This is a genomic window from Streptomyces sp. NPDC028991, assembly GCF_055564775.1.
In genome coordinates this window covers 422,384-443,928 of record NZ_JBVHVP010000002.1, presented here as the reverse complement: position 1 = coordinate 443,928, position 21,545 = coordinate 422,384, and the positions used below count along the sequence as shown (strand labels likewise).

Sequence of the window (21,545 nt, the reverse complement as noted above, 5' to 3'; positions counted from 1 at the left end):
TCAGGCTCCCTTCTCCGGACGGCGTTCGGTCGGCTGGGTGACCCGGTCGAGCATCAGGCCGAGGCAGACGATCGCCGCGCCGGCCACCAGGCCGGTCGCCAGGTCGCCCTGGGCCAGGCCGAAGACGACCTGGTAGCCGAGCGCGCCACCGCCGACCAGACCGCCGATGATGACGACGGCGAGGACCAGGACGACGCCCTGGTTGACGGCGAGCAGCAGGGAGCGGCGGGCCAGCGGCAGCTGGACCTGGCGCAGTTGCTGACCGCTGGTGGCGCCGAGCGAGCGGGCCGACTCCAGGGCGGCCGGGTCCACCTGGCGCAGGCCCTGGGTGGTGATGCGGACGACGGCCGGGAGGGCGTAGACGACCGCGGCGGCCGCGGCGGGCGCGCGGCCCACGCCGAAGAGGGCGACGACCGGGATGAGGTACACGAACTGCGGCATCGTCTGGAAGACGTCCAGGACGGGCCGCAGCAGGCGCTCGAAGCGGTCGCTGCGGGCGGCGGCGATGCCCGTCGCGAAGCCGATGACCAGGGTCACGGCGACGGCGGCGAGGACCTGCGAGAGCGTGTCCAGGGACGGGTTCCACACGCCGAGCACGCCGATCGCGGCCATCGCGAGAACGGCGGTGAGCGCGGTGCGCCAGGTGCCGATCAGCCAGGCCAGGGCGGCGACGATCAGGAGCACGGACCACCAGGGCAGCCACTGGAGGCCGTCCCGGAGCGGGTTGAGGATCCAGCTGGTGAAGTGCCCGGCCCAGTCGGCGGTGCCGCCGACGACGGGCACGCCGGAGTACAGGTGGGCGGTCATCCAGTCGACGGCCCGGTTGACGGGCTCGGCGATGTCCACCTCCCACGCGTCGGGCCAGTCGAGGAAGCCGGCGAGCCGTCCGGCGACCGCGACGGCCACGGCGGCGGCCAGGGCGTACAGCCAGGTCACCGGGGACTTCCCGGGCTCGCCGAGCCGCTCCCCCGCCGCGCCGGTCACGCGGTCCAGGACGACGGCGAGCAGCACGATCGGGATGCCGGCGGCGAGGGCCGCGCCCACGTCGACCGAGGCGAGCGCCTGGTACACGCGGTCGCCGAGGCCGCCGGCGCCGATGACGGAGGCGATGACGGCCATGGAGAGCGCCATCATGATCGTCTGGTTGACGCCGAGCAGGAGCTCCTTGCGGGCGAGCGGGATCCGGGCGGTCAGCAGCCGCTGGCGGGCGGTGGTGCCCAGGGACTCGACGGCCTCCAGCACCTCCTTGTCGGCGCCGCGCAGGCCGAGGGCGGTGAGCCGGGCCATCGGCGGGGCGGCGTAGACGACGGTGGCCAGGACGGCGGCGGGGACGCCGATGCCGAAGACCAGGACGACGGGGAGGAGGTAGGCGAAGGCGGGCAGCACCTGCATGGTGTCGAGCACCGGGCGCAGGACGCGGTCCATCCGGTCGGAGAGACCGGCGGCCAGGCCCAGCAGGGCGCCCACGGCGACCGACGCGAGGACCGCGACGACCATCAGGGCGAGGGTCTGCATGGTCGGCACCCACATGCCGAGCAGCCCGCACGCGAGGAAGGCGGCGGCCGTGCCCAGCGCCAGCCGCACGCCGGCCACCCGCCAGGCGACGAGGGCGCCGATCGCGGTGACCCCGGCCCAGCCGACGGCGAGGAGGGCGAGGTACACGGCGCGTACGGCGATGACGACGACGTTGCTGACGTGGCCGAAGAAGTAAAGGAACAGCGGGTGGCTGTCGCGGTTGTCGATGATCCAGTCGCTGGCCTTGCCGAGCGGCTCGGAGACGTCGACGGTGAGGGCGGACGGCCAGGTGGTGCCGCCCCACTGGGTGACGGCGAACGGGACGAGGATCGCGGCGGCGACCGCCAGGGCCAGCAGCTTGCGGGCGGCCGGGCGGCGCAGCGCGCCGGGGCGGGCGGCGGTGGCGGTGACCGTGGCCATCAGACCGCCTCCTTGCGCTGATCCGCCTCCTTGGCGAGTTCCGTCCCGGGGGCATCAGCCTCCCCGGGGCGTTCCGTGGCCTCGCGGCGTGCGCCGCCGGTCCCGGCGACGACGCCGAGCAGGGCGTCCGCGTCGACCACGCCCAGGCAGCGGCCGTCGTCCATCACGCGGGCCGGCGAGCCGGCGCGGGCGACGGCCTCGATGGCCTCCGACACCGTGGCCTCGGGGCGGAGCGCGGGGCCGGTGCCGGCCTCGTCGGCCGAGGACGCGGGGCGCATGGCCGTACGGACGGTGAGGACCTGCTCGCGCGGGACGTCGCGGACGAACTCGCGGACGTAGTCGTCGGCGGGCGAGCCGACGATCTCCTCCGGGGTGCCGAGCTGCACGACCCGGCCGTCGCGCATCAGCGCGATGCGGTCGCCCAGCTTGAGGGCTTCCTGGAGGTCGTGGGTGATGAAGACCATGGTGCGGCCCTCCTCGCGGTGCAGCCGGACGACCTCCTCCTGCATGTCCCGCCGGATCAGCGGGTCGAGCGCGCTGAACGGCTCGTCGAACAGCAGGACCTCGGGGTCGACGGCGAGTGCGCGGGCGAGGCCGACGCGCTGGCGCTGACCGCCGGAGAGCTGGCCGGGCCTGCGGTGTTCCAGACCCTCCAGACCGACCTTGGCGACGATGGCGGCGGCACGCTCGCGGCGCTCGGCGCGGCCCATGCCCTGGATCTCCAGGCCGTAGGCCACGTTGTCGAGGACCGTGCGGTGCGGGAGCAGGCCGAAGTGCTGGAAGACCATCGCGGCGCGGTGGCGGCGCAGTTCGCGCAGCCGGGACTTGTCCATGGCGCGGACGTCCTCGCCGTCGATGGCGATGGAGCCCGCGGTCGGCTCGATCAGCCGGGTCAGGCAGCGTACGAGGGTGGACTTGCCGGAGCCGGACAGGCCCATGACGACGAAGACCTCGCCCTTGCGCACGTCGAAGGAGACGTCGGCCACGGCGGCCGTGCAGCCGGTGCGCGAGCGCAGCTCGGCCGGGCTCAGGGCGGCCAGCTCCGGGTCGGCGGGGATGCGGGCGGCCTTGGGGCCGAAGACCTTCCACAGGCCGTCCACGGAGAAGACCGGGGCGGCGGTGTCGGTGGCCTCGGACGTACCCGGCGGCGTACCGGCGTTGGTGGAGGTGCTCATCGGGCGTCACCGCCGATCAGCTCGACGGCGCGCTCGCCGACCATGAGGACGCCGATCATCGGGTTCACGGCGGGCATGGTCGGGAAGACGGAGGCGTCGGCGATGCGGATGCCCTCGAGGCCGCGGACGCGCAGCTCGGGGTCGACGACGGCCCGCTCGTCGGTGGCGGCGCCCATCTTGCAGGTGCCCGCCGGGTGGTAGACGGTGTGGGCGACCTTGCGGGCGTACTCGCTCAGCTCCTCGTCGCCGGTCACGTCCGGACCGGGGCACACCTCGCGCTTGAGCCACCCGGCCAGCGGCTCGGCCTTGGCGACCTCACGCGCGATCTTGATGCCGTCGACGAGGGTGCGGCCGTCGTAGTCGTCCTCGTCGGTGAAGTAGCGGAAGTCCAGGGCGGGCTTCACGGAGGGGTCGGCGCTGGTGAGGTAGAGGCGGCCGCGGCTCTTCGGCTTGGGGATGTTCGGGGTCATGGAGACGCCGAACTCCGGGCGCTCGTAGCCGAGGCGCTCCGGGTTGTCCGTGAAGGGGATCTGGTAGAAGTGGAACATCAGGTCGGGGCCCGCGTGTCCGGGGTCGCGGCGCACGAACAGACCGGCGTCGGAGTCCATCGCGGAGTTCTCCGGGATGGGGCCGTTGGTCTCCCACACGATCACCGACTCGGGGTGGTCGAGCAGGTTCTCGCCGACACCGGGCAGGTCGAGCGCCACGGGTATGCCGAGGGCTTCGAGGTCCTCGCGGGGGCCGATGCCGGAGTGCAGCAGCAGGCGGGGCGAGTCGACGGCGCCGGCGCACAGCACGACCTCGTTGCGTGCCTTGACGAGGATCTCCTCGCCGTCCTTGGTGCGGACGTGGACGCCCTCGGCGCGGGTGCCGTCGAGCCGGAGCTTGTACGCCCAGGTCTCCAGCATGATCGTGAGGTTGGGCCGCTCGTCCATCACCGGGTGCAGGTACGCCACCGAAGCCGACGACCGCTTGTTGTTCTCGGGGTGGTAGGCGAGGTCGAAGAAGCCGACGCCCTCGGTGAACGGCTTCTTGTTGAAGCCCTCGACGCGGGGCACCTCCAGGGCCTTCTGCGCGGAGTCGACGAAGTCGCGGGCGATGGCGTTCCGGTCCTTCTCGTCGACCGGGACGACGTTGTTCTTGAGTCGCGCGTAGTACGCCTCCATCGGCACCGCGCCCCAGCCCTTGGCGCCGGCCGCCTCCCACTCGTCCCAGTCGGACGGCAGCGGCTTGAAGGCGATGAGGGTGTTGTGGGAGGAGCAGCCGCCGAGCACCCGGGCGCGGCTGTGCCGGATGTGCGAATTGCCGCGTGGCTGCTCGGTGGTGGGGTAGTCGTAGTCCAGCTCGCCGCCGAGCAGGCCCATCCAGCGGCGCAGGGTCAGCACGTCGTCGCGGCCGACGTCACTGGGGCCGCCCTCGATGACGGCGACGGTGACGTCCGGGTTCTCGGTGAGGCGGGAGGCGATCACCGATCCCGCGGTGCCGCCGCCTATGACGACGTAGTCGTAGACGTGGGAGGTCTCGGGCATGGGGGTACTCCAGAGGGTGAGCGGACGGGGAGCCGGGCGGCCCGGACGGGGTGTGGGCGGGGTGCGGCGGCGTCAGCCCGCGAACCAGCGGACGGGCTTCGGCGCGAGGTTCTGGTAGACGTGCTTGCTCTCGCGGTACTCGGCGAGGCCCGCGGGGCCCAGCTCGCGGCCGACGCCGCTCTTGCCGAAGCCGCCCCACTCCGCCTGCGGGAGGTAGGGGTGGAAGTCGTTGATCCAGACGGTTCCGTGGCGGAGCCGGCCCGCGACCCGGCGGGCCCGTCCGGCGTCGGCGGTCCAGACGGCACCGGCCAGACCGTACTCGGTGTCGTTGGCGAGGGCTACGGCCTCGTCCTCGGTACGGAAGGTCTCGACGGTGAGCACCGGTCCGAAGACCTCCTCCCGTACGACCTTCATCTCCCGGTGGCAGTGGTCGAGGACGGTGGGCTCGTAGAAGTAGCCCTCGGCGGGCCGCTGGGGGGACGGCTCGGGGCGCTTGCCGCCGCAGCGCAGTTCGGCGCCCTCGGCGAGCGCGGAGGCGACGTAGTTCTCGGTCTTGGCGCGCTGCTGCTCGGAGACGAGCGGGCCGCACTCGACGCCGTCCTCGGTACCGCGGCCGAGGCGGATCTTCGCGGCGCGGCGGGCGAGTTCGGCGACGAAGCGTTCGCGGACCGACTCCTCGACGATGAGGCGGCCGCCGGCCGAGCAGACCTGGCCGCTGTGGATGAACGCGGCGTTGAGGGCCTGGTCGACGGCGGTGTCGAAGCCCTCCTCGGTCTCGCAGGCGTCGGCGAAGACCACGTTGGGGTTCTTGCCGCCGAGTTCGAGGGCGACCTTCTTCACGGTGACGGCGGCGGCCTGGGCGACCTTGGTGCCGCTGATCAGGCCGCCGGTGAAGGAGACCAGGTCGACGTCGGGGTGCTCGGCGAGCCGGGCGCCGACGGTGTGGCCGGGGCCGGTGACGACGTTGGCGACGCCGGCGGGGAGACCGGCCTCGGCCAGCAGGCCGATCAGGGCGACGGTGGTCATCGGGGTGATCTCGCTGGGCTTGATCACGAAGGTGTTGCCGGCCGCGAGCGCCGGGGCGATCTTCCAGCTGGCCTGGAGGAGCGGGTAGTTCCAGGGCGTGATCATCGCGCAGACGCCGACCGGCTCGTGCACGACGACGCTGTGGACCTCGGGCGACCCCGCGTCGACGACCCGGCCGGGGGCCTCGCCGGCGACCAGGTCGGCGAAGTAGCGGAAGGCGTCGGCGACGCAGTCGATGTCGACCCGGCCCTCCTCGACGGTCTTGCCCGCGTCGCGGCTCTCCAGCAGGCCGAGCGGCTCGCGGTCGCGTACCAGGAGGTCGGCTGTGCGGCGCAGCAGGGCGGCGCGTTCGGCGACCGGGGTGTGCGGCCACTCGCCGGTGTCGAAGGCGCGCCGGGCGGCGGCCACCGCGAGGTCGGTGTCCTTCTCGTCGCCCTCCGCGACCACGGCGAACGGCAGGGCGTCGGCGGGGTCGAGGATGTCGCGGGTGGCGCCGGAGGACGCCGCCAGCCACTCGCCTCCCGCGTGAATGGTCCGGTGCGCGCGCTCCGCCGGGGTTTCCGTGCTGTTCGCCATGATCGGTATTGCCTTCCGTTCCTGATCCACCCCCCTGTGTCACACGCGTGTCACTGTCGGGGACCGTGAGCCCCTGCCCAACCGCCCCGTATGCATGCCGAATCGGTGTCCGAAAGTGCGGCGCATCACTGAGCAAAGGGGCAAAAGGCACTAAGTGTGCATGGGCGCGTCGTTTTCCTTTGACTAAAGTCAGAGGAATGAGGTCAGTGTCAGAGGACGCCACCGTCTTGCGCGGCTTCAACCGCTACTTCACGCGCCGCATCGGCGTGCTCGACGACCGCTGTCTCGGCCAGGGCCGTCCGCTCGGCGAGGCCCGGCTGCTCTTCGAGATCGCCGAGAGCGGCTCCGGGGTGTCCCTGCGGGACCTGCGCGTCCGCCTCGGCCTGGACGCGGGGTACCTGAGCCGGATGGTGAAGGCGCTGCGGGCGCAGGGCATGGTCCGGCTGGGCGTGCACCCCGGCGACAGCCGGCTGCGTACGGTCGAGCCGACCCCCGCCGGACGGGCCGAGGTGGCGGAGCACGACCGCCGGACCGACGGGCTCGTCTCCGGGCTGCTCCAAGGGCTCATCCCGGACCAGCGCCGGCGGTTGACCGACGCCGTGGCCACCGCCCAGCGCCTGCTGCGGCTGGCCGCCGTCACCGTCACACCGGTCGACGCCCGCACCCCGGACGCCCGCGCCTGCCTGGACGCCTACGGCGCCGACCTGGACGCGCGCTTCCCCGAGGGCTTCGACCCCGCCGACCTCGTGGGGCCCGAGGAGGTGTCGGGGGACGCCGGGGCGTTCCTCGTCGCGTACGAGGAGGGGCGGCCGGCCGGCTGCGGGGCGCTGCGGCGGACGGCATCCGGGGCCGGCGAGATCAAGCACGTGTGGGTGCATCCCGGCGCCCGGCGGCTCGGGCTGGCCCGGCGCCTGCTCGACGCGCTGGAGGGCGAGGCCGCCGCCCGCGGTCTGGGCGTCGTACGGCTCGACACGCACCCCGTGCTCACCGAGGCGCGGGCGATGTACGAGGCGGCCGGCTACCGGGAGATCCCGGCGTACTCCGACCACGTCTACGCCGGGCACTGGTTCGAGAAACGGCTGCCGGGAGCCTGAGAACGGGCACGGGCCCCGTCCCGGCCGGCACCGGAACGGGGCCCGTGACGGGCGGGGGGGCTCAGAGGAGGCCGAGACCGCGGACCGCCTCGCGCTCGTCCGACAGCTCCTTGACGGAGGCGTCGATGCGGGCGCGGGAGAAGTCGTTGATCTCCAGGCCCTGGACGATCTCGTACTTGCCGTCCTCGCAGGTGACCGGGAAGGAGGAGATCAGGCCCTCCGGGACGCCGTAGGAGCCGTCCGACGGGATGCCCATGGAGGCCCAGTCGCCGTCGGCGGTGCCGTTGATCCAGGTGTGGACGTGGTCGATGGCGGCGTTGGCGGCGGAGGCGGCCGACGAGGCGCCGCGGGCCTCGATGATGGCGGCGCCGCGCTTGGCGACGGTCGGGATGAAGTCGTCGGCCAGCCACTTCTCGTCGTTCACGGTCTCGGCGGCGTTCTTGCCGGCGATCGTGGCGTTGAAGATGTCCGGGTACTGGGTGGCGGAGTGGTTGCCCCAGATGGTCAGGCGCTTGATGTCGGTGACCGACGAGCCCGTCTTCTTCGCGAGCTGGGTCAGCGCGCGGTTGTGGTCCAGGCGGGTCATCGCGGTGAAGCGCTCGGCCGGTACGTCCGGGGCGGCGGCCTGGGCGATCAGGGCGTTGGTGTTGGCCGGGTTGCCGACGACGAGGACCTTGATGTCGTCTGCGGCGTGGTCGTTGATGGCCTTGCCCTGCGGCTTGAAGATGCCGCCGTTGGCCTCCAGGAGGTCGCCGCGCTCCATGCCCTTGGTACGGGGGCGGGCGCCGACGAGGAGGGCGACGTTGGCGCCGTCGAAGGCGACGTTCGGGTCGTCGGTGATCTCGATGCCCTGGAGGAGCGGGAACGCGCAGTCGTCCAGCTCCATCGCGGTGCCCGCGGCGGCGTTGAGGGCCGGGGTGATCTCGAGGAGGCGCAGCTTGACCGGCACGTCCGCGCCGAGCAGCTGGCCGGAGGCGATGCGGAAGAGCAGGGCGTAACCGATCTGGCCGGCCGCGCCGGTGACGGTGACGTTCACGGGAGTGCGGGTCATGGCGTTCTCCGTATGACAGCTGGCGGTGGGGCGTCCCTGCCCCGGGCGTTTGATCGATCTCTTGGTATCAAGAGATCGATCCAGCCGTCAGGCTATCGCGCCTCCGGTGCCCGGCACGTCCGGGTCGGTGTGGCCCGGCCCACAGGGCCGGCGCCGGGTCACCCGCAGGCGCGGACGGGCGCGCGGAAACCGCGCGGAAACGGGGTCGTGAAGAGGCGGCCGCCTGTCCGGGAGAGGGGGGACGAAGGCGACCGCCGTTCGGGGATACCGTTGCCGGACTCCCGTGGGGGTACTTCTCGCGTGCCCCTGTCACCGCGAGCCATGCCCGCCCCGGGTGACTTTTCTTCCCCGTACGGCCACGCCCGCGCTCACGCCCCGCGCGGCGGCTACTCCGTGCAGCCCTTCCGGCCCGCCGCCAGCGTCACGCACGCCTTGGCGTCGGCCGCGGACTTCACCGCCACCATCGGGGTGTACGCGACGGTGTCGGCGGCCCCGGTGACCGTGTCCGTCTGCTGGTTCTCGCCGCTCGCGCTCACCTGCACCTCGTCGCCCTGCGCGGCCTGGGTGACGCGGGCCCACGCGGCGCCGCAGGTCTTGCTGTAGCGGACCTCGACGGCGGCCGTGCCGACGGTGGCGGTGGCGGCGGTGGTCACCAGGTCGCCGCCGCAGCCCATGATCTCCGGGTCCTTGCCGGTGCAGGCGTCGCCGCTGCACTTCACACCGGGCGGCAGCCCGGGGCCGGAGCTGACGGTGGGCGACGGGGACGGTTTGGCGCCCTCGTTCTCCTTGTCGCCGTCGTTCAGGAGGAAGAAGGCGCCCGCGATCACGACGAGCACGCCGACGACGCCCGCGACGAACGTCGTCATCCGCTTGCCGCCGCCCCCGGAGGGCCGGCCCTCCGCGGGGAAGCCGCCGTGCGGAGGCTCGCCGTAGGAGCCCGAGGGTGCCGGAGCGCCCGAGGGCCCGAGGCCGTCGGGCGCGGCGGGCGGCGTCGCCGGCCCCCGCGCGGTCTCCCCCGAGCCGGCCCGGGGCACGGAGCGCCCCGTACGGTCACCGGTCGGCGCCGGTCCCCGGTATCCGGCCATGCCCCACGAGTTGCCGTCGGACGCGCCACCGGACGAGGGGACGGAGGGAGCGGGGCCCGGCGCACCGCCGCCCCGGACCGTGCCGACGGCCGAGTCGGGGCTGTCGGCGGCCGTCGGCTGCGCGGGGACCGTCGGCGGGAAGGTGGGCGCCACACCCGCCGGCCCGGCGATCCCGGGCCTGGCCGTGGCACCGCCGCCGTGGCGGCCGGTCCGGCTCCCCTTGCCGTTCCTGCCGCCGTTGCCCGACGTGGCCGCGGGGGTGCCCAGCTCGCCGAGAGCGGCACGCGCCTGGGAGATCCGAATGGCCTCCATGGTCATGTCATGACGCATCTCCGAGCGGCTCCAGGCCCGCTCGGCCAGCTCCCACATGGTGGTCAGGTGGACGGGATTGGTCCGCGTCACCTCGGCCAGCGCCACGACGGCACCCTTCGGCGCCAGCAGCCGGCCGTTCAGATAGCGCTCCCAGGACGTCTTGCTGTAGCCCGTGGCGTCGGCCACCGACGCGACGCTCAGCTCGCTGCGGTCCACGAGTCGGCGCAGCTGGCTCGTGAACTCTCTGATCTGCGGATCGAGTTCATCCGGCAAGGCCTTCCAACGAGGCATTGCTTCCCCCTCTTCCCCCCGGTGACGTGCTGTTCGTTCCCCCGCTTGGTCCTCGAGCGGCGTCCCGCGCGAAGTCCCCGTTCTGGCTACCCACAGGGATGCGCCCGGTCAGGATCTCAGTTCCCGGGGTGGGGGCGCACAGGAGCACAGGGGTCGCGAACATGCACCGTCGCACGCCCGTCGACCCGTGGTCCAGTGTCCCACCGGCGTTCCCGTGCCCGTAACCGAACCCCGTTTTTCACGGCTCGCGTAGCGGAGTACCGGAACGGTCACTTCCGTGCCACAGCGACCTGACAGGCGTTGAACAGGGCGTTCGCCGTGCAGGAGGGTTGGTCCCGACGGCGGCCCGTCCTTCCACGGGGGTGAGGACGGGCCGCCGTACCGGAGCCGTACGACGATTCGGCGCTGCTAGCTCACCGTGAAGTGCAGGGTGTCCTTCAGGAAGGGGATCTCCAGCACGGGGTTCGGCTGGATCATCAACGCCAGCAGGGCGATGGAGAGACCGAGGACGCCGTAGGTGGTGATGTCCGTGAAGCGCGAGCGCACGGCGAGCATGCCGACGTCGGGCAGCACCCAGCGCAACGCGGCGCCGACCAGCAGTGCGGCGCCGACCAGCAGCGTCCCGTAGCGGAACACGTCCAGCGCGGTCAGCAGCAGGCCGATCCCGACCAGGCCGGCCACGAGGAGGATCGGCCACTGCCGGGCGGGGGCCGGGGCGTCGCCGGCCGCGGCCCGGCCACCGCCCTCGGGACGCGCGGTGTCGCGGGTGAAGAGCGGGAACCGGCGGGTGACACGCCGCGGCCTGCCCTCGGCGTCGGGCGCGCTGACGGGGTCCCGGACGGTGATGTCCTCCGGGCCCTCGGGAGCCTTCTGACCCTCCGGAGCCCCCGGACCCTCGGGAGCCTTCCGACCCTCCGGAGCCTCCGGGCCCTCGGGAGCCTTCTGGCCCTCCGGGTCCGCCTGGCCCTCCGGAATCCCCTGGTCCTCCGGGTGGTCCCCCTTGTCAGCCGAGATCCCCTTGCCCCCAAGGCGCCCCTGGTTCTCCGAAGTCACCGGGCTCCCGGGGTGCTCGGAGTGCTCAGGGTGTTCGGGGTGTTCGGCGCGGGTGTCGTCAGCCGGCACTGCGCTCCGCCGCCTCCACCACGTTGGCGAGCAGCTGGGCCCGGGTCATGGGGCCGACACCGCCGGGGTTCGGGGAGATCCAGGCGGCGACCTCGGACACGCCGGGGTGGACGTCGCCCATGATCTTGCCCTCGGCGTTGCGCGAGACGCCGACGTCGAGGACGGCCGCGCCCGGCTTGACGTCCTCGGGGCGGACCAGGTGCGGGGAGCCGGCCGCGGCGATGACGATGTCCGCGCGCTTGAGGTGGGCGGCCAGGTCCCGGGTGCCGGTGTGGCACTGGGTCACGGTGGCGTTCTCGCTGCGCCGGGTGAGCAGCAGCGGCATCGGGCGGCCGATCGTGACACCGCGGCCGACGACCACGACCTCGGCGCCCTTGATCTCCACGCCGTAGCGGCGGAGGAGGGTGAGGATGCCGTTGGGGGTGCAGGGCAGCGGGGCCGGCTCGTTCAGCACGAGGCGGCCGAGGTTCATCGGGTGCAGACCGTCCGCGTCCTTGTCCGGGTCCATCAGTTCCAGGATGCGGTTCTCGTCGATGCCCTTGGGGAGCGGCAGCTGGACGATGTAGCCGGTGCAGGCCGGATCGTCGTTCAGTTCGCGGACGACCGCCTCGATCTCCTCCTGCGTCGCCGTGGCCGGAAGTTCGCGCTGGATGGAGGCGATGCCGACCTGGGCGCAGTCGCGGTGCTTGCCGGCGACGTACTTCTGGCTGCCGGGGTCGTCGCCGACCAGGACGGTGCCGAGGCCGGGCGTGACGCCCTTCTCCTTCAGCGCCGCCACGCGGGCGGTCAGTTCGGACTTGATCGCGGCTGCGGTGGCCTTGCCATCGAGAATCTGGGCGGTCATGCCCCCCATCCTCGCGGATGACCGGCCCGCGGTTCCAATCCGGCCGTCATCCGGGCACCCGGCGGGCACCGGCCGGGCGTCACGGGGCGCGTCCCACCGTGTCGGATCATGATCGGCGTTGTTGCGCTTGCACAACAGCTTGCGGCCGGGCTGGACAAGTAAGAGATAGGTCAAGAACGATTGGGCAGTAGCACAGTGCCGCGGGGCCGTACCGGGGGGACGAACCGCTACGCAGAACTCCTCCGAGCCGAGCCGCGCGTCGTCCCCGCACGTGACAGCTACGGAGGAAGTCCCGCATGAGTTTCGGCGACCCGAACAACCCCTACGGTCCGCCGCAGGGCCAGCAGGGCCAGCAGGGCCAGCAGGGCCAGCAGCACGGCCAGCAGCCGAACTACGGCTACCCCCAGCAGCAGCCCCAGGGCCAGCCCGGTTACGGCTACCCCGCGGCCCCGCCGGTCCAGCCCTACGGCGGCGGCCACGCGCCCGTCCCCACGTCCATGCCCGGCACGGTGAAGGCCGCGCGCGTGATGCTGTTCGTGCTGGGCGCCTGCCAGGCCGTCGGCGGCGTGCTGATGATCGCGGCCAGCTCCTGGTTCGCCGACTACATCGAGGACGAGGTCAACTCCGACCCCAATGTCTCGGCGCAGGACGCGGAGACCGTCACGAACATCGGTGCGGGCCTCATGATCGGGCTCGGCGTGATCATCCTGGCGTTCGCGTTCTGGGCGATATTCACAGGTGTCAAGTTCGCCACCGGCCGGGGCGGCGTGCGCGTCTCCGCGATCGTCTACGGCTCGGTCGTGACGCTGGCCAGCGTGATCAACCTGCTGGGCGCCAACATCTTCGCCCTGATCAGCCTGATCCTCGGCATCCTGATCATCGTCTTCTGCGCCAACAAGAACGGCAGTTACTGGTTCAACCGACCGCAGTACTGAACCGGCGTCCGCCACGGCACACTTCGCGCCAATCACGCCACGGGGCCGTGTCTCACCCGTACGAGGGGAGACACGGCCCCGGTGCGTCCCAATAGTCTGACGTGGGTAGCCGTCAGGCACGGGGAGACGCACCTTGTACAGCATCATCGTGGTACCTCCGCCGACCACGGAGGACGAACCCACCCGCACCCAGTACCGGCTCGCACCCGGCGAACGCCTCCTCTTCGGGCGGTCCGTGCCCGAGGGCGGCCTGCTGATCGGGCACGACGGAGTGTCCCGCAGAGCCGGCGAGATCACCGCCCACGGCACCTTCTGGGCCCTGAGCAACCTCTCCGCCCACCAGACCTACGTGGTGGAGAACCCGGAGGGCGCCGGCGAGCACATCAAGGTGGCGCCGGGCCGGCTGGACGCCCCGGTGCCGTTCGAGTTCTCGCGGATCGTGCTGCCCGCCGCGGGCGACCTGCTGCCGGTGGAGGTGTGGGCACCGCGCCACGACTATCTGCGCGCCGAGGACGGCACCGACGGCGAGCCGACCGCCCCGGCCTTCTCCGTCGACCGCACCAAACGGTACTTCGCGGTCCTGGCCGCCCTGTGCGAACCCCGCCTGCGCGGGGCCCCGCACGCGCCGCTGCCGACCGTCGAGCAGGTCGTCGAGCGGCTGCGCCCCGGCTGGCCGGCCGCGTCGCGCACGTCAGTCCAGTGGAACATCGACTACCTCGCGGTGAAGCTGCGGCTGAAGCCGGGCCCGGAGACGGCGGAGGCGGGCGCGCGGCTCAACGGCAAGAAGGAGTCCCTGGTGTCCATGGCGCTCCGCTTCGACCTCGTACGGGAGGACGACCTCGCGGTCCTCGCGGCACCGCCGCGCCGGGTGCCCCGGTGACCGAGCCGTACGCCGTCCCCGTGCCCAAGGGCTACCGGGTCGGCGCCTGGGAGGTGCGGGACCCGATCGCGACGGGCGCCTTCGGCAGCGTGTACGAGGCCCGCCGCGTCGGCGACGGCGACGCCGGTCTGCCGCGCACGGCCGCCCTGAAGTTCCTGCCCACCGGCACGGGAACCCCGCGCCAGCTGACCCACCTGCGCGAACTCGTCGAGCGCGAGGTGGAGTTGCACCGCAGACTGCGACGCCCCCGGCTGGTGCGGATGTACGAGACCCTGGTCGTCGACGACCCGGCCCGCCCCTCGCTCGACGGCGCCACCGTCCTCGTACTGGAGAAGGCGGAGGGGGCCCTGTCCGCGCTGCTGTCGGCGTCGCCGCGCCCGGCCGCCGGACCCGCGCTGCTCGCCCAGGTGTGCGAGGGCCTGGCCCAGCTGCACGGCGCCGGATGGGTGCACGGGGACCTGAAACCGGCCAACGTGCTGCTGATGAAGGACGGTTCGGCGCGGCTCGCCGACTTCAACATGGCCGCGGAAATGGAAGGCACCCACGCCTACACCCCGGCCTTCTCCACGCCGGACTACACCCCGCCCGAGCTGCTCTGGTCCGAGATCGGCGAACGCGGCCGCCGCATCCGCCCCTCCGCCGACGTCTGGGCCTTCGGCGTCCTCGCGCACCTCGTCCTCACCGGGTCCTTCCCGCTGCCCGGCGGCACCCCGTCGGCCCGCCGCGACGCCGGAGCCGCCTACGCGCGCGGCACCGAGGAGCTGCGGCTGTCGCCCGCGCTGCCCGAGGCGTGGCGGGAGATCGTGCGCGCGTGCCTGACCCGTACACACGCCGAACGCATCGGCACGCACGCCCTGTCGCGGCGCGTGGCGGCGGCCACGGGCGGTACCGCCCGGTCTGTCTGGTCGGCGCGGGCGGTCCGGTCCGCCCTGCCACGCCGCACTCGTCCCCTGCGGACGGTCCTCGCCGCGGTGGCCGCCACCGTGGCCGTCGCCGCGCTCGGCTACGGCGTCAGCACCCGGGCCGGCGACGACGGCCCCGGCCCCGCCCCCGGCGGGGGCCCGGGCGGCACCGCGACCGTCTCCGCCGCCTCCTACGGCGCCGGCGAACTGCGCACCGACCGGGACGTACCGGCCGCCTACCGCCTGCTGATCGTCGAGACGGCGCACGACTGCGACCGCGAGGAGGTCAGCCCGCCCCTGATCGCGGCCCTGCTGAAGGTGGAGAGCGACTTCGACCCGGACCTCTCCGACCCCGCGAAGAACGAGTACGGCATCGCCCGCTGGACCCCGAGCGTCCTGCGCTGGTGGATGAACGAGGACGGCACCCCCGGCGAGACCGTCCCCGAGCCCCCGTTCCCGCCCGCCGAGTCCATCCCGGCGATGGGCCGCTACCTGTGCTGGATCACCCCGCGCCTCGACGCCCGCCTGCCGGGCGACCGCCGGGTGCTGATCGCCGTGGCCTACCGGACGTCGTACGACAAGGTGAACGACGCGGGCGGGGTTCCCCCGAAGTACCGCGACTACGCCGACCGCGTCGCTCACCACCTCAAGGAGTACACGCCGCCGGGCAGGAAGTGACCCTGAGAACTCTGAGGTGCCACTCTCCGACGGGGAGAGCCGGAGGCCGTGCGCTGCCCTGTCAGGGGTGGCTGCCAGGGGTGGCGTTCCACCACCGTGCCGGCGGAGTAGCCCCCGCGGGCGGCGCGGTCGACTCGGCCATCGGCATGCTCACCTGGCAGCCGTACCCGCCGCCGGGGAGAAGGTGACCCTGAGAGTTGCGAGGTACCGCTCGGCGGGCGCCGCGGGCACGGTGTGAGCACACCGCTTCGACGGTACGGACAACGACGTTCATGGGGGAACGACAGTGAACATCATCAAGCCCGCCGCGCTGCTCCTCGCTGCCTCGGCCCTGGTAGCCGGCTCCACGGTCGCGGCCGCCGCCGGCGACGCCCCGGGCGGCACCCGGGTGACCAGCCTCCAGCAGAAGGCCGACCAGGTACTGGCCGACCAGCACCAGCCCCTGCGCGTGACCGCGGACGCGGTCGAGTACCGGGGCCTGACCGTCACCGACGCGCCCCGGACCAAGGGCGCCCAGGACCTGGCCTGCGACTACGGCCACCTGTGCATGATCGTCAACGGCACCAAGTTCGACTTCTACAAGTGCCAGATGTGGAAGCTCTCCAACTGGACGGGCGACGGCCCGTTCACCAACAACCAGACCCGGGGCACGGTCGCCAAGTTCTACAACCAGGACCGCAGCGTCCGCTGGACGTCCACCGCCTACCAGGCCGGCACGGCGACCTGGGACCCGATCTGGTACCTGCGCCCCTGCTGATCCGCTCACCCGGGCCCGCCCGTGAGGCGGCCCCGTTCCCTCCGCGGAGGGAACGGGGCCGCCTCGTCATCCGGTGTCACCGACTCGCCGACGCGTCCGAACGCTTAGGTTGCCCTCACTCGCCTCCCGTACGCTGCTCCTCGTTGGACTGGGGAAGGTTGACCCCGAGCAATCGGGGGAGGGGGACGACTCCATGTACAGCGTCATCGTCGTGCCGCCGTCGTGCGGCAGCGTGGCCGACCAGTTGAGGATCAGCCCGGGTGAACGCATCGAGTTCGGCAGGGCCGAACCGAGCGGCGGAGGACTCGCCATCGCACACGCGGGGGTGCCCCGGGTCGCCGGGGAGATCGCGGCGCACCGGACGTTCTGGCTGCTGAGCAACCTCAGCGAGGACCAGACCTACGTGGTGGAGAACCCGGAGGGCGCCGGCGAACACATCAAGGTCGCGCCGGGCCGTGTGGAGGCGCCCGTACCGTTCGAGCTGGCGCGCGTGACCCTGCCCGCCGCGGGTGACCTGCTCACCTTCGACGTCTGGGCACCGCGGCACGCCTTCCGCAGCGTCGAGCGCCGCGGGCTGGAGGGGACCGGCACCGTCCCGGCGTTCGCCCTGGACCGCACCAAACGGTACTTCGCGGTCCTGGCCGCCCTGTGCGAGCGGCGCCTGCGCGGAGAGCCCCGCGCCCCGCTGCCCGCCGTCGAGGAGATAGTGGAACGGCTGCGCCCGAGCTGGCCCAAGGTCAGCCGCTCCGCCGTCTACTGGAACATCGACTACCTCGCCGTCAAGCTGCGGCTGCGACCCGGCCCGGACACGGCCGAGCCGGGCAGGCGCACCCACGGCAAGAAGGAGTCCCTGGCCTCGCTCGCCCTCCGCTTCGACCTGGTCCGCGAGGACGACCTCGTCGTACTCGCCCCGGCCCCGAGCGGAGCGGCACGGTGACCGGGCGGCCGTACGCGGTCCCGGTGCCGAAGGGCTACCGGATCGGGCCGTGGGAGGTGCGCGAGCCGCTCGCGTCCGGCGCGTTCGCCACGGTCTACGACGCGACCCGCCACGCCTGCGACGCGACGGCCGGCCGCTTCTCCGAGGCGACGGCCGGTCCGGCCCCGGAGGCGACGGCCGGCCGCGTTTCCGACGGCGGTGAGCTGCCGCGCCGGGCGGCGCTGAAGTTCCTGTCCACCGGCACCCGCACCCCGCGCCAGCTGCACCACCTGCGCGACCTGGCCGAACGCGAGGTGCAGTTGCTGCGGCGGCTGCGCTCGCCCCGGCTGATCCGGATGTACGACACGCTGACCGTCGACGACCCGGACCATCCGGAGCTGGACGGCGCCACCGTCCTGGTGCTGGAGCGGGCCGAGGGGTCCCTGGACACCGTACTGGCCCGGACCCCGTCCCCGGAGGCCGGGCCCGCCCTGCTGGCCCAGATCTGCGAGGGACTGCACCAACTGCACCACGCGGGCTGGGTGCACGGTGACCTGAAGCCGGCCAATGTGCTGCTGATGGCGGACGGTACGGCCCGGCTCGCCGACTTCAACCTCGCCGCGGAGATGGAGGGCACCCACGCCTACACCCCCGCCTTCGCCACCCCGGACTACACCCCGCCCGAACTCCTGTGGCCCGAGGTCGACGAGCGCGGGACGCGGATCCGCCCCTCCGCCGACGTCTGGGCCTTCGGCGTCCTCGCGCACGTGGTCCTGACCGGGGAGTTCCCACTGCCCGGCGGTACTTCGGAGGCACGCTCCGACGCGGCGATGCGCTACGCGCGCGGCCGTGAGGAACTGCGCCTGTCCCCCGGCCTCCCCGAGGTCTGGCGGGACATCCTGCGGGACTGCCTGGCCCCGACCCACGCGGAACGCACCACCGACTCCGCCGCGCTGCTGCGCCGGGTGGAGGAGGCCGCGGGCACCTCCCGCTCGGCCCGGCTGCCGAGGCTGCGTCCCCGGCGATGGCGTCGCCCGGCCCTGGCGGCGGCGCTCGCGGCGGCCATCGTGGGCGCGGTGAGCCTCGCCTACACCACCCCGTGGGACTCGGCCCCGGCCGCCGCGGCGCCCCCCACTTGCGAGAAGCCCGTGGTCTACGAGGACGCCGTCCACGGCCCCGGCTACATGGCGGGCCACAGCGGCACCTGGGACTTCACCATCAAGCGGGGAGACGGAGGAAGCCAGGTCCGGGAGTTGCAGTGCCTGCTCAGGCATCTGCACGGCATCGAGGAGGTCGGCGAGGTGGACGGCGACTTCGGCCCGATGACCCACGGCGCGGTCGTCATCTTCCAGAAGCGGGCGGGACTGGACGCGGACGGGATGGTCGGACCGAGGACCTGGCGGGCGCTGCGGAAGGACGGGGAGGCCTGACGGTCGAGAGCCTTCCGACCGTCGAGAGCGCTCCGGGGGACGGACGCCCGGCCATGGCCGCCCTACAACTTTGGAGGTACCCCCGCACTCGGATCACGGCCACGGTGAACCCCCACCCCTCCGGAAAGGGACGTCACGTGGCAGACGAGATGGTCCGCAGGGCCCAGAGATTCGTGAACAGCGTCTACGGCACAGACAAGATCGGCATGAAGGTCGAGGAGGACGGCAACACCGGCTGGCAGCTGATGTACGCCCTGACCCGCGCCCTCCAGTACGAGCTCGACATCACCGATCTGTCGGACAACTTCGGTCCGAAGACCCTGGCCACACTGCAGGCGACCTGGCCGAGCATCGGCCTGCGCGACACCCCCGCCAACGTCACCATGATCATCCAGTCCGCGCTCTACGCCAAGGGCTACGACGGGAGCGGGATCAACGGGATCTACGACGAACGCACCGCCGACTCGGTCACCCTCATGATGCAGCGGATGGGCGTCGCCGCCGCCTACCCCGGATCAGACCTGGTCCCCAAGGTCTTCAAGGCGCTGCTGACGATGGACGCCTACGTGGTGGTGAACAACGGATCGGACACGGTCCGTGACATCCAGCGGTGGCTCAACGGCCGCTACGTCAAGCGCCGCGACTTCTTCGTCATGCCGTGCGACGGCCACTACTCCCGTGACGTCGCCAAGTCCATGATCCTTGCCGTCCAGTACGAGATGGGCATGTCCGACGACGTCGCGACCGGCTGGTTCGGCGACAAGACCAAAGCCGGACTGAGCCGGCACGTCCTGGCCGTCGGGGCCTCGGGGAACTGGGTGCGCCTGTTCTCCGCAGCGATGATCTTCAATCAGCGGTTCGGCGCGTTCACTGCGGCCTTCGACAGCACCCTGTCCAAGGCCGTCAGCTCCTTCCAGCGGTTCGCGGCGCTCGATGAGACCGGCAGGGGAGACGTCCGGACCTGGGCATCACTGCTGGTCTCCTACGGCGACCAGGACCGCAAGGGCGGCGCGTGCGACGGCGTCACCAGAATCACCAACGCCCGCGCCGCGACCCTCAAGTCCGAGGGCATCAGGATCGTCGGCCGCTATCTCACCCCTGGCGGGAGCTCCGTGCCGGAGAAGCAGATCCAGCCGGGAGAACTGGACACCATCGCCCGCAACGGCCTGCGCTGCTTCCCGATCTACCAGACGTGGAACCGCAGCGTGGACGACTTCTTCTACGGCGCGGGCGTACACGCCGCGCTCGCGGCCATCGACTGGGCGAGGTTCTACGGCTTCAAGGGCGGCACCACCATCTACTTCGCCGTCGACTACGACGCCGTCGACTGGGAGGTCACCGAGCACATCATTCCCCACTTCAAGGGCATCTTCCGGACGATCGGCGAGAACTCCGACTACAACGTGGGCATTTACGGTCCCCGCAACGTGTGCCAGCGCGTCCACAACCAGGGATACGCCGTCACGAGCTTCGTGTCCGACATGTCCAGCGGGTTCTCCGGAAATCTCGGCCACCCCCTGCCCAGCAACTGGGCCTTCGACCAGATCGTCACCAAGTGGATCGGCTCCGGCGACGGCAGGATCGAGATCGACGTCGACATCGTGTCCGGCCGCGACGAGGGGCAGGACTCCTTCGACCCGCCTCTGGACGCCGCCGGCCTCGACACCGACTTCGACGACTCCTACCACGACGCCGCCCTGCGAGACGTCCGGGACTACCTGGTGTCGATCGGGGTCCCCGAGACCGGCGGCGACAACTGGAACGACGACGACTGGGCCACCATCGGCGGTATCTCCACCACCAAGGCCTTCGATGCCGTCATCGGCATGGACCGGCTGTTCACCGACCTCGCCAGGGTGCTGCGCCTGCGCAAGGCGCTGGTGCAGGCTCCCGTCCTGTGGGAACTGCGCAAGTGGAACCCCCTGGACGCGCTCGCCGACGACGCGGTCGAGAACGGCGACCGGGACGACTCCAGCACCGGGTGGGGGCAGATCTTCGCCGCGACGGCCATCAAGGCCCGCAACTACTGCATCGACCAGGGCATCATCAACGGCAGCCGCCTCACCGACGCCGACAGGTCGTCCGTGTGGACCCGCCTGCACGAAGACCCGATTTACAACATCACCACCGCCGCCTACGTCACCCTCTGGGACGCGGCCGAAATCGGCGTCGCCCGCCCCGGCCTCGACACGAGCGTCAGCGACTCGCAGGCCATCCTCGCCCGCTACAACGGCACGGGCGACGGAGCCGAGAAATACGGGCGCGAACTGATCGGCCTGTACGAGGTCCTGGAGCAGTACAACCGGACCATCCGGACGAGCTGAAGGGCTTCGACATGAGCGCACACCTGAACCGACGTTCCGTCCTGGCCGTCGGTACCGCGACAGCATCCGCTCTTCTCCTTCCGACCGGCGCGGCCACGGCAGCCGGCCGCACCGCGTCGACCCCTCACGCCCGGCCGACGAGGCGCCCGCTCTCGCAGAACGGCTGGGAGATCCAGAACCAGGCCAACCACGTCTCGACGGTCCTGACCCGCTCCGTCTCGGGAACCGGACTCCACGTGGACGTGAGGATCGGGCTGCCGGAACTGCTTCTGCTGCACATAGCGCGCCGCTTCCACTACGAGGTCCAAGAGCTCCGCGCCGGCGATCTGCGGGGCTGGAGCAGAATCGGCCGCACACCGTTGACGAGCCCCGCATCCAATCTGTCCTCGGGCACGGCCCTGCGGATCGTCCCCGGCGCCAGGTCGCGGGGCAGCTACTTCCCGCAGCAGGTCCGAACGATCCGGGAGATCGTCGGGGACTGCGCCGGAACGGTCCGCTGGGGCGGCGACGACGACTCCGTCGACGAGTCCCTCTACTACCTGGCTGCCGGGCCGGGCAGCGGCGAGCTGCTGCGCGTCGCCCCGAAGTTCCAGGAGTGGTCCGACCGGCTGGGAGCCGGGGCCGGTGTCCTCACCGCACCCTGGTCCGCCCGAGGCTGAGCCCACCGACGAACAGGGCCCAGG

General features: G+C 72.3%; 17 protein-coding genes. 9 read left to right on the top strand and 8 right to left on the bottom strand.

All coding sequences use genetic code 11. The features are described 5' to 3' along the window. From ACZ4V1_RS06145 to ACZ4V1_RS06130, 4 genes are all read right to left on the bottom strand, one after another. Positions 1 to 1,935 (bottom strand): ABC transporter permease, encoded by a 1,935-nt coding sequence (locus ACZ4V1_RS06145; protein ID WP_468330017.1) that lies wholly within the window; start codon positions 1,933 to 1,935, stop codon positions 1 to 3. Beyond that, positions 1,935 to 3,110, bottom strand: a complete 1,176-nt coding sequence (locus ACZ4V1_RS06140) for a quaternary amine ABC transporter ATP-binding protein (protein ID WP_468330014.1) — start codon at positions 3,108 to 3,110, stop codon at positions 1,935 to 1,937. Before ACZ4V1_RS06140 ends, ACZ4V1_RS06145 begins: the two co-directional genes overlap by 1 nt. Beyond that, a complete protein-coding gene (locus tag ACZ4V1_RS06135; protein WP_468330011.1) occupies positions 3,107 to 4,639 on the bottom strand; it encodes a GMC family oxidoreductase in 1,533 nt (510 codons plus the stop codon). The genes ACZ4V1_RS06140 and ACZ4V1_RS06135 overlap by 4 nt, the downstream gene beginning before the upstream one ends. A gap of 72 nt (positions 4,640 to 4,711) precedes the next feature. Continuing rightward, positions 4,712 to 6,241: an aldehyde dehydrogenase family protein gene (locus tag ACZ4V1_RS06130; protein WP_468330008.1), complete on the bottom strand. Its 1,530-nt coding sequence runs from the start codon at positions 6,239 to 6,241 to the stop codon at positions 4,712 to 4,714. Between the two features lie 197 nt (positions 6,242 to 6,438). On the opposite strand from ACZ4V1_RS06130, the gene ACZ4V1_RS06125 reads away from it, so the two are divergent. Further along, a complete protein-coding gene (locus ACZ4V1_RS06125; protein ID WP_468330005.1) occupies positions 6,439 to 7,335 on the top strand; it encodes a GNAT family N-acetyltransferase in 897 nt (298 codons plus the stop codon). Positions 7,336 to 7,396: 61 nt separating this feature from the next. On the opposite strand, the gene ACZ4V1_RS06120 is transcribed toward ACZ4V1_RS06125, so the two are convergent. The 4 genes from ACZ4V1_RS06120 to ACZ4V1_RS06105 form a co-directional block, all read right to left on the bottom strand. Beyond that, on the bottom strand, positions 7,397 to 8,386 hold the full coding sequence (locus ACZ4V1_RS06120) for a malate dehydrogenase (RefSeq protein ID WP_468330002.1): 990 nt from the start codon (positions 8,384 to 8,386) through the stop codon (positions 7,397 to 7,399). Between the two features lie 386 nt (positions 8,387 to 8,772). Beyond that, entirely contained in the window at positions 8,773 to 10,074 is a 1,302-nt protein-coding gene (locus ACZ4V1_RS06115; RefSeq protein WP_468329999.1) for a helix-turn-helix domain-containing protein, read from the bottom strand. Positions 10,075 to 10,482: 408 nt separating this feature from the next. Further along, positions 10,483 to 10,920 carry a DUF3017 domain-containing protein gene (locus ACZ4V1_RS06110; RefSeq protein WP_468330924.1) on the bottom strand — a complete coding sequence of 146 codons (438 nt, stop codon included), beginning with the start codon at positions 10,918 to 10,920 and terminating at the stop codon, positions 10,483 to 10,485. Positions 10,921 to 11,185: 265 nt separating this feature from the next. Next, the gene (locus ACZ4V1_RS06105; RefSeq protein ID WP_468329996.1) at positions 11,186 to 12,040 is read right to left on the bottom strand and encodes a bifunctional methylenetetrahydrofolate dehydrogenase/methenyltetrahydrofolate cyclohydrolase; all 855 of its coding nucleotides are present in this window, start codon (positions 12,038 to 12,040) and stop codon (positions 11,186 to 11,188) included. A 296-nt stretch (positions 12,041 to 12,336) separates the two neighbouring features. Here ACZ4V1_RS06105 and ACZ4V1_RS06100 point away from each other — a divergent pair, with 296 nt between their 5' ends. The 8 genes from ACZ4V1_RS06100 (at position 12,337) to ACZ4V1_RS06065 (ending at position 21,521) form a co-directional block, all read left to right on the top strand. Next, a complete protein-coding gene (locus ACZ4V1_RS06100) occupies positions 12,337 to 12,975 on the top strand; it encodes a hypothetical protein (protein ID WP_468329993.1) in 639 nt (212 codons plus the stop codon). Between the two features lie 133 nt (positions 12,976 to 13,108). After that, entirely contained in the window at positions 13,109 to 13,855 is a 747-nt protein-coding gene (locus ACZ4V1_RS06095) for an FHA domain-containing protein (RefSeq protein WP_468329990.1), read from the top strand. Beyond that, positions 13,852 to 15,435 carry a protein kinase domain-containing protein gene (locus ACZ4V1_RS06090; RefSeq protein ID WP_468329987.1) on the top strand — a complete coding sequence of 528 codons (1,584 nt, stop codon included), beginning with the start codon at positions 13,852 to 13,854 and terminating at the stop codon, positions 15,433 to 15,435. The genes ACZ4V1_RS06095 and ACZ4V1_RS06090 overlap by 4 nt, the downstream gene beginning before the upstream one ends. 286 nt (positions 15,436 to 15,721) lie before the next feature. After that, on the top strand, positions 15,722 to 16,192 hold the full coding sequence (locus ACZ4V1_RS06085) for a hypothetical protein (protein ID WP_468329984.1): 471 nt from the start codon (positions 15,722 to 15,724) through the stop codon (positions 16,190 to 16,192). A gap of 193 nt (positions 16,193 to 16,385) precedes the next feature. Next, a complete protein-coding gene (locus ACZ4V1_RS06080) occupies positions 16,386 to 17,129 on the top strand; it encodes an FHA domain-containing protein (RefSeq protein ID WP_468329981.1) in 744 nt (247 codons plus the stop codon). Next, entirely contained in the window at positions 17,126 to 18,538 is a 1,413-nt protein-coding gene (locus tag ACZ4V1_RS06075) for a protein kinase domain-containing protein (protein ID WP_468329978.1), read from the top strand. The genes ACZ4V1_RS06080 and ACZ4V1_RS06075 overlap by 4 nt, the downstream gene beginning before the upstream one ends. A 137-nt stretch (positions 18,539 to 18,675) precedes the next feature. After that, positions 18,676 to 20,862, top strand: coding sequence for a glycoside hydrolase domain-containing protein (locus ACZ4V1_RS06070; RefSeq protein WP_468329975.1), 2,187 nt, complete (start codon positions 18,676 to 18,678; stop codon positions 20,860 to 20,862). 11 nt (positions 20,863 to 20,873) lie between these two features. Further along, complete coding sequence (locus tag ACZ4V1_RS06065; protein ID WP_468329972.1) at positions 20,874 to 21,521, top strand: hypothetical protein; 648 nt, start codon at positions 20,874 to 20,876, stop codon at positions 21,519 to 21,521. The last annotated feature ends 24 nt before the right edge of the window (positions 21,522 to 21,545 follow it).

Bases quoted from the DNA above. Each gene is read 5' to 3' on its own strand.
- ACZ4V1_RS06140 (WP_468330014.1), bottom strand. From the start codon at position 3,110: ATGAGCACCTCCACCAACGCCGGTACGCCGCCGGGTACGTCCGAGGCC.
- ACZ4V1_RS06065 (WP_468329972.1), top strand. From the start codon at position 20,874: ATGAGCGCACACCTGAACCGACGTTCCGTCCTGGCCGTCGGTACCGCG.
- ACZ4V1_RS06080 (WP_468329981.1), top strand. From the start codon at position 16,386: ATGTACAGCGTCATCGTCGTGCCGCCGTCGTGCGGCAGCGTGGCCGAC.
- ACZ4V1_RS06100 (WP_468329993.1), top strand. From the start codon at position 12,337: ATGAGTTTCGGCGACCCGAACAACCCCTACGGTCCGCCGCAGGGCCAG.
- ACZ4V1_RS06135 (WP_468330011.1), bottom strand. From the start codon at position 4,639: ATGCCCGAGACCTCCCACGTCTACGACTACGTCGTCATAGGCGGCGGC.
- ACZ4V1_RS06145 (WP_468330017.1), bottom strand. From the start codon at position 1,935: ATGGCCACGGTCACCGCCACCGCCGCCCGCCCCGGCGCGCTGCGCCGC.
- ACZ4V1_RS06105 (WP_468329996.1), bottom strand. From the start codon at position 12,040: ATGACCGCCCAGATTCTCGATGGCAAGGCCACCGCAGCCGCGATCAAG.
- ACZ4V1_RS06120 (WP_468330002.1), bottom strand. From the start codon at position 8,386: ATGACCCGCACTCCCGTGAACGTCACCGTCACCGGCGCGGCCGGCCAG.
- ACZ4V1_RS06125 (WP_468330005.1), top strand. From the start codon at position 6,439: ATGAGGTCAGTGTCAGAGGACGCCACCGTCTTGCGCGGCTTCAACCGC.
- ACZ4V1_RS06130 (WP_468330008.1), bottom strand. From the start codon at position 6,241: ATGGCGAACAGCACGGAAACCCCGGCGGAGCGCGCGCACCGGACCATT.
- ACZ4V1_RS06115 (WP_468329999.1), bottom strand. From the start codon at position 10,074: ATGCCTCGTTGGAAGGCCTTGCCGGATGAACTCGATCCGCAGATCAGA.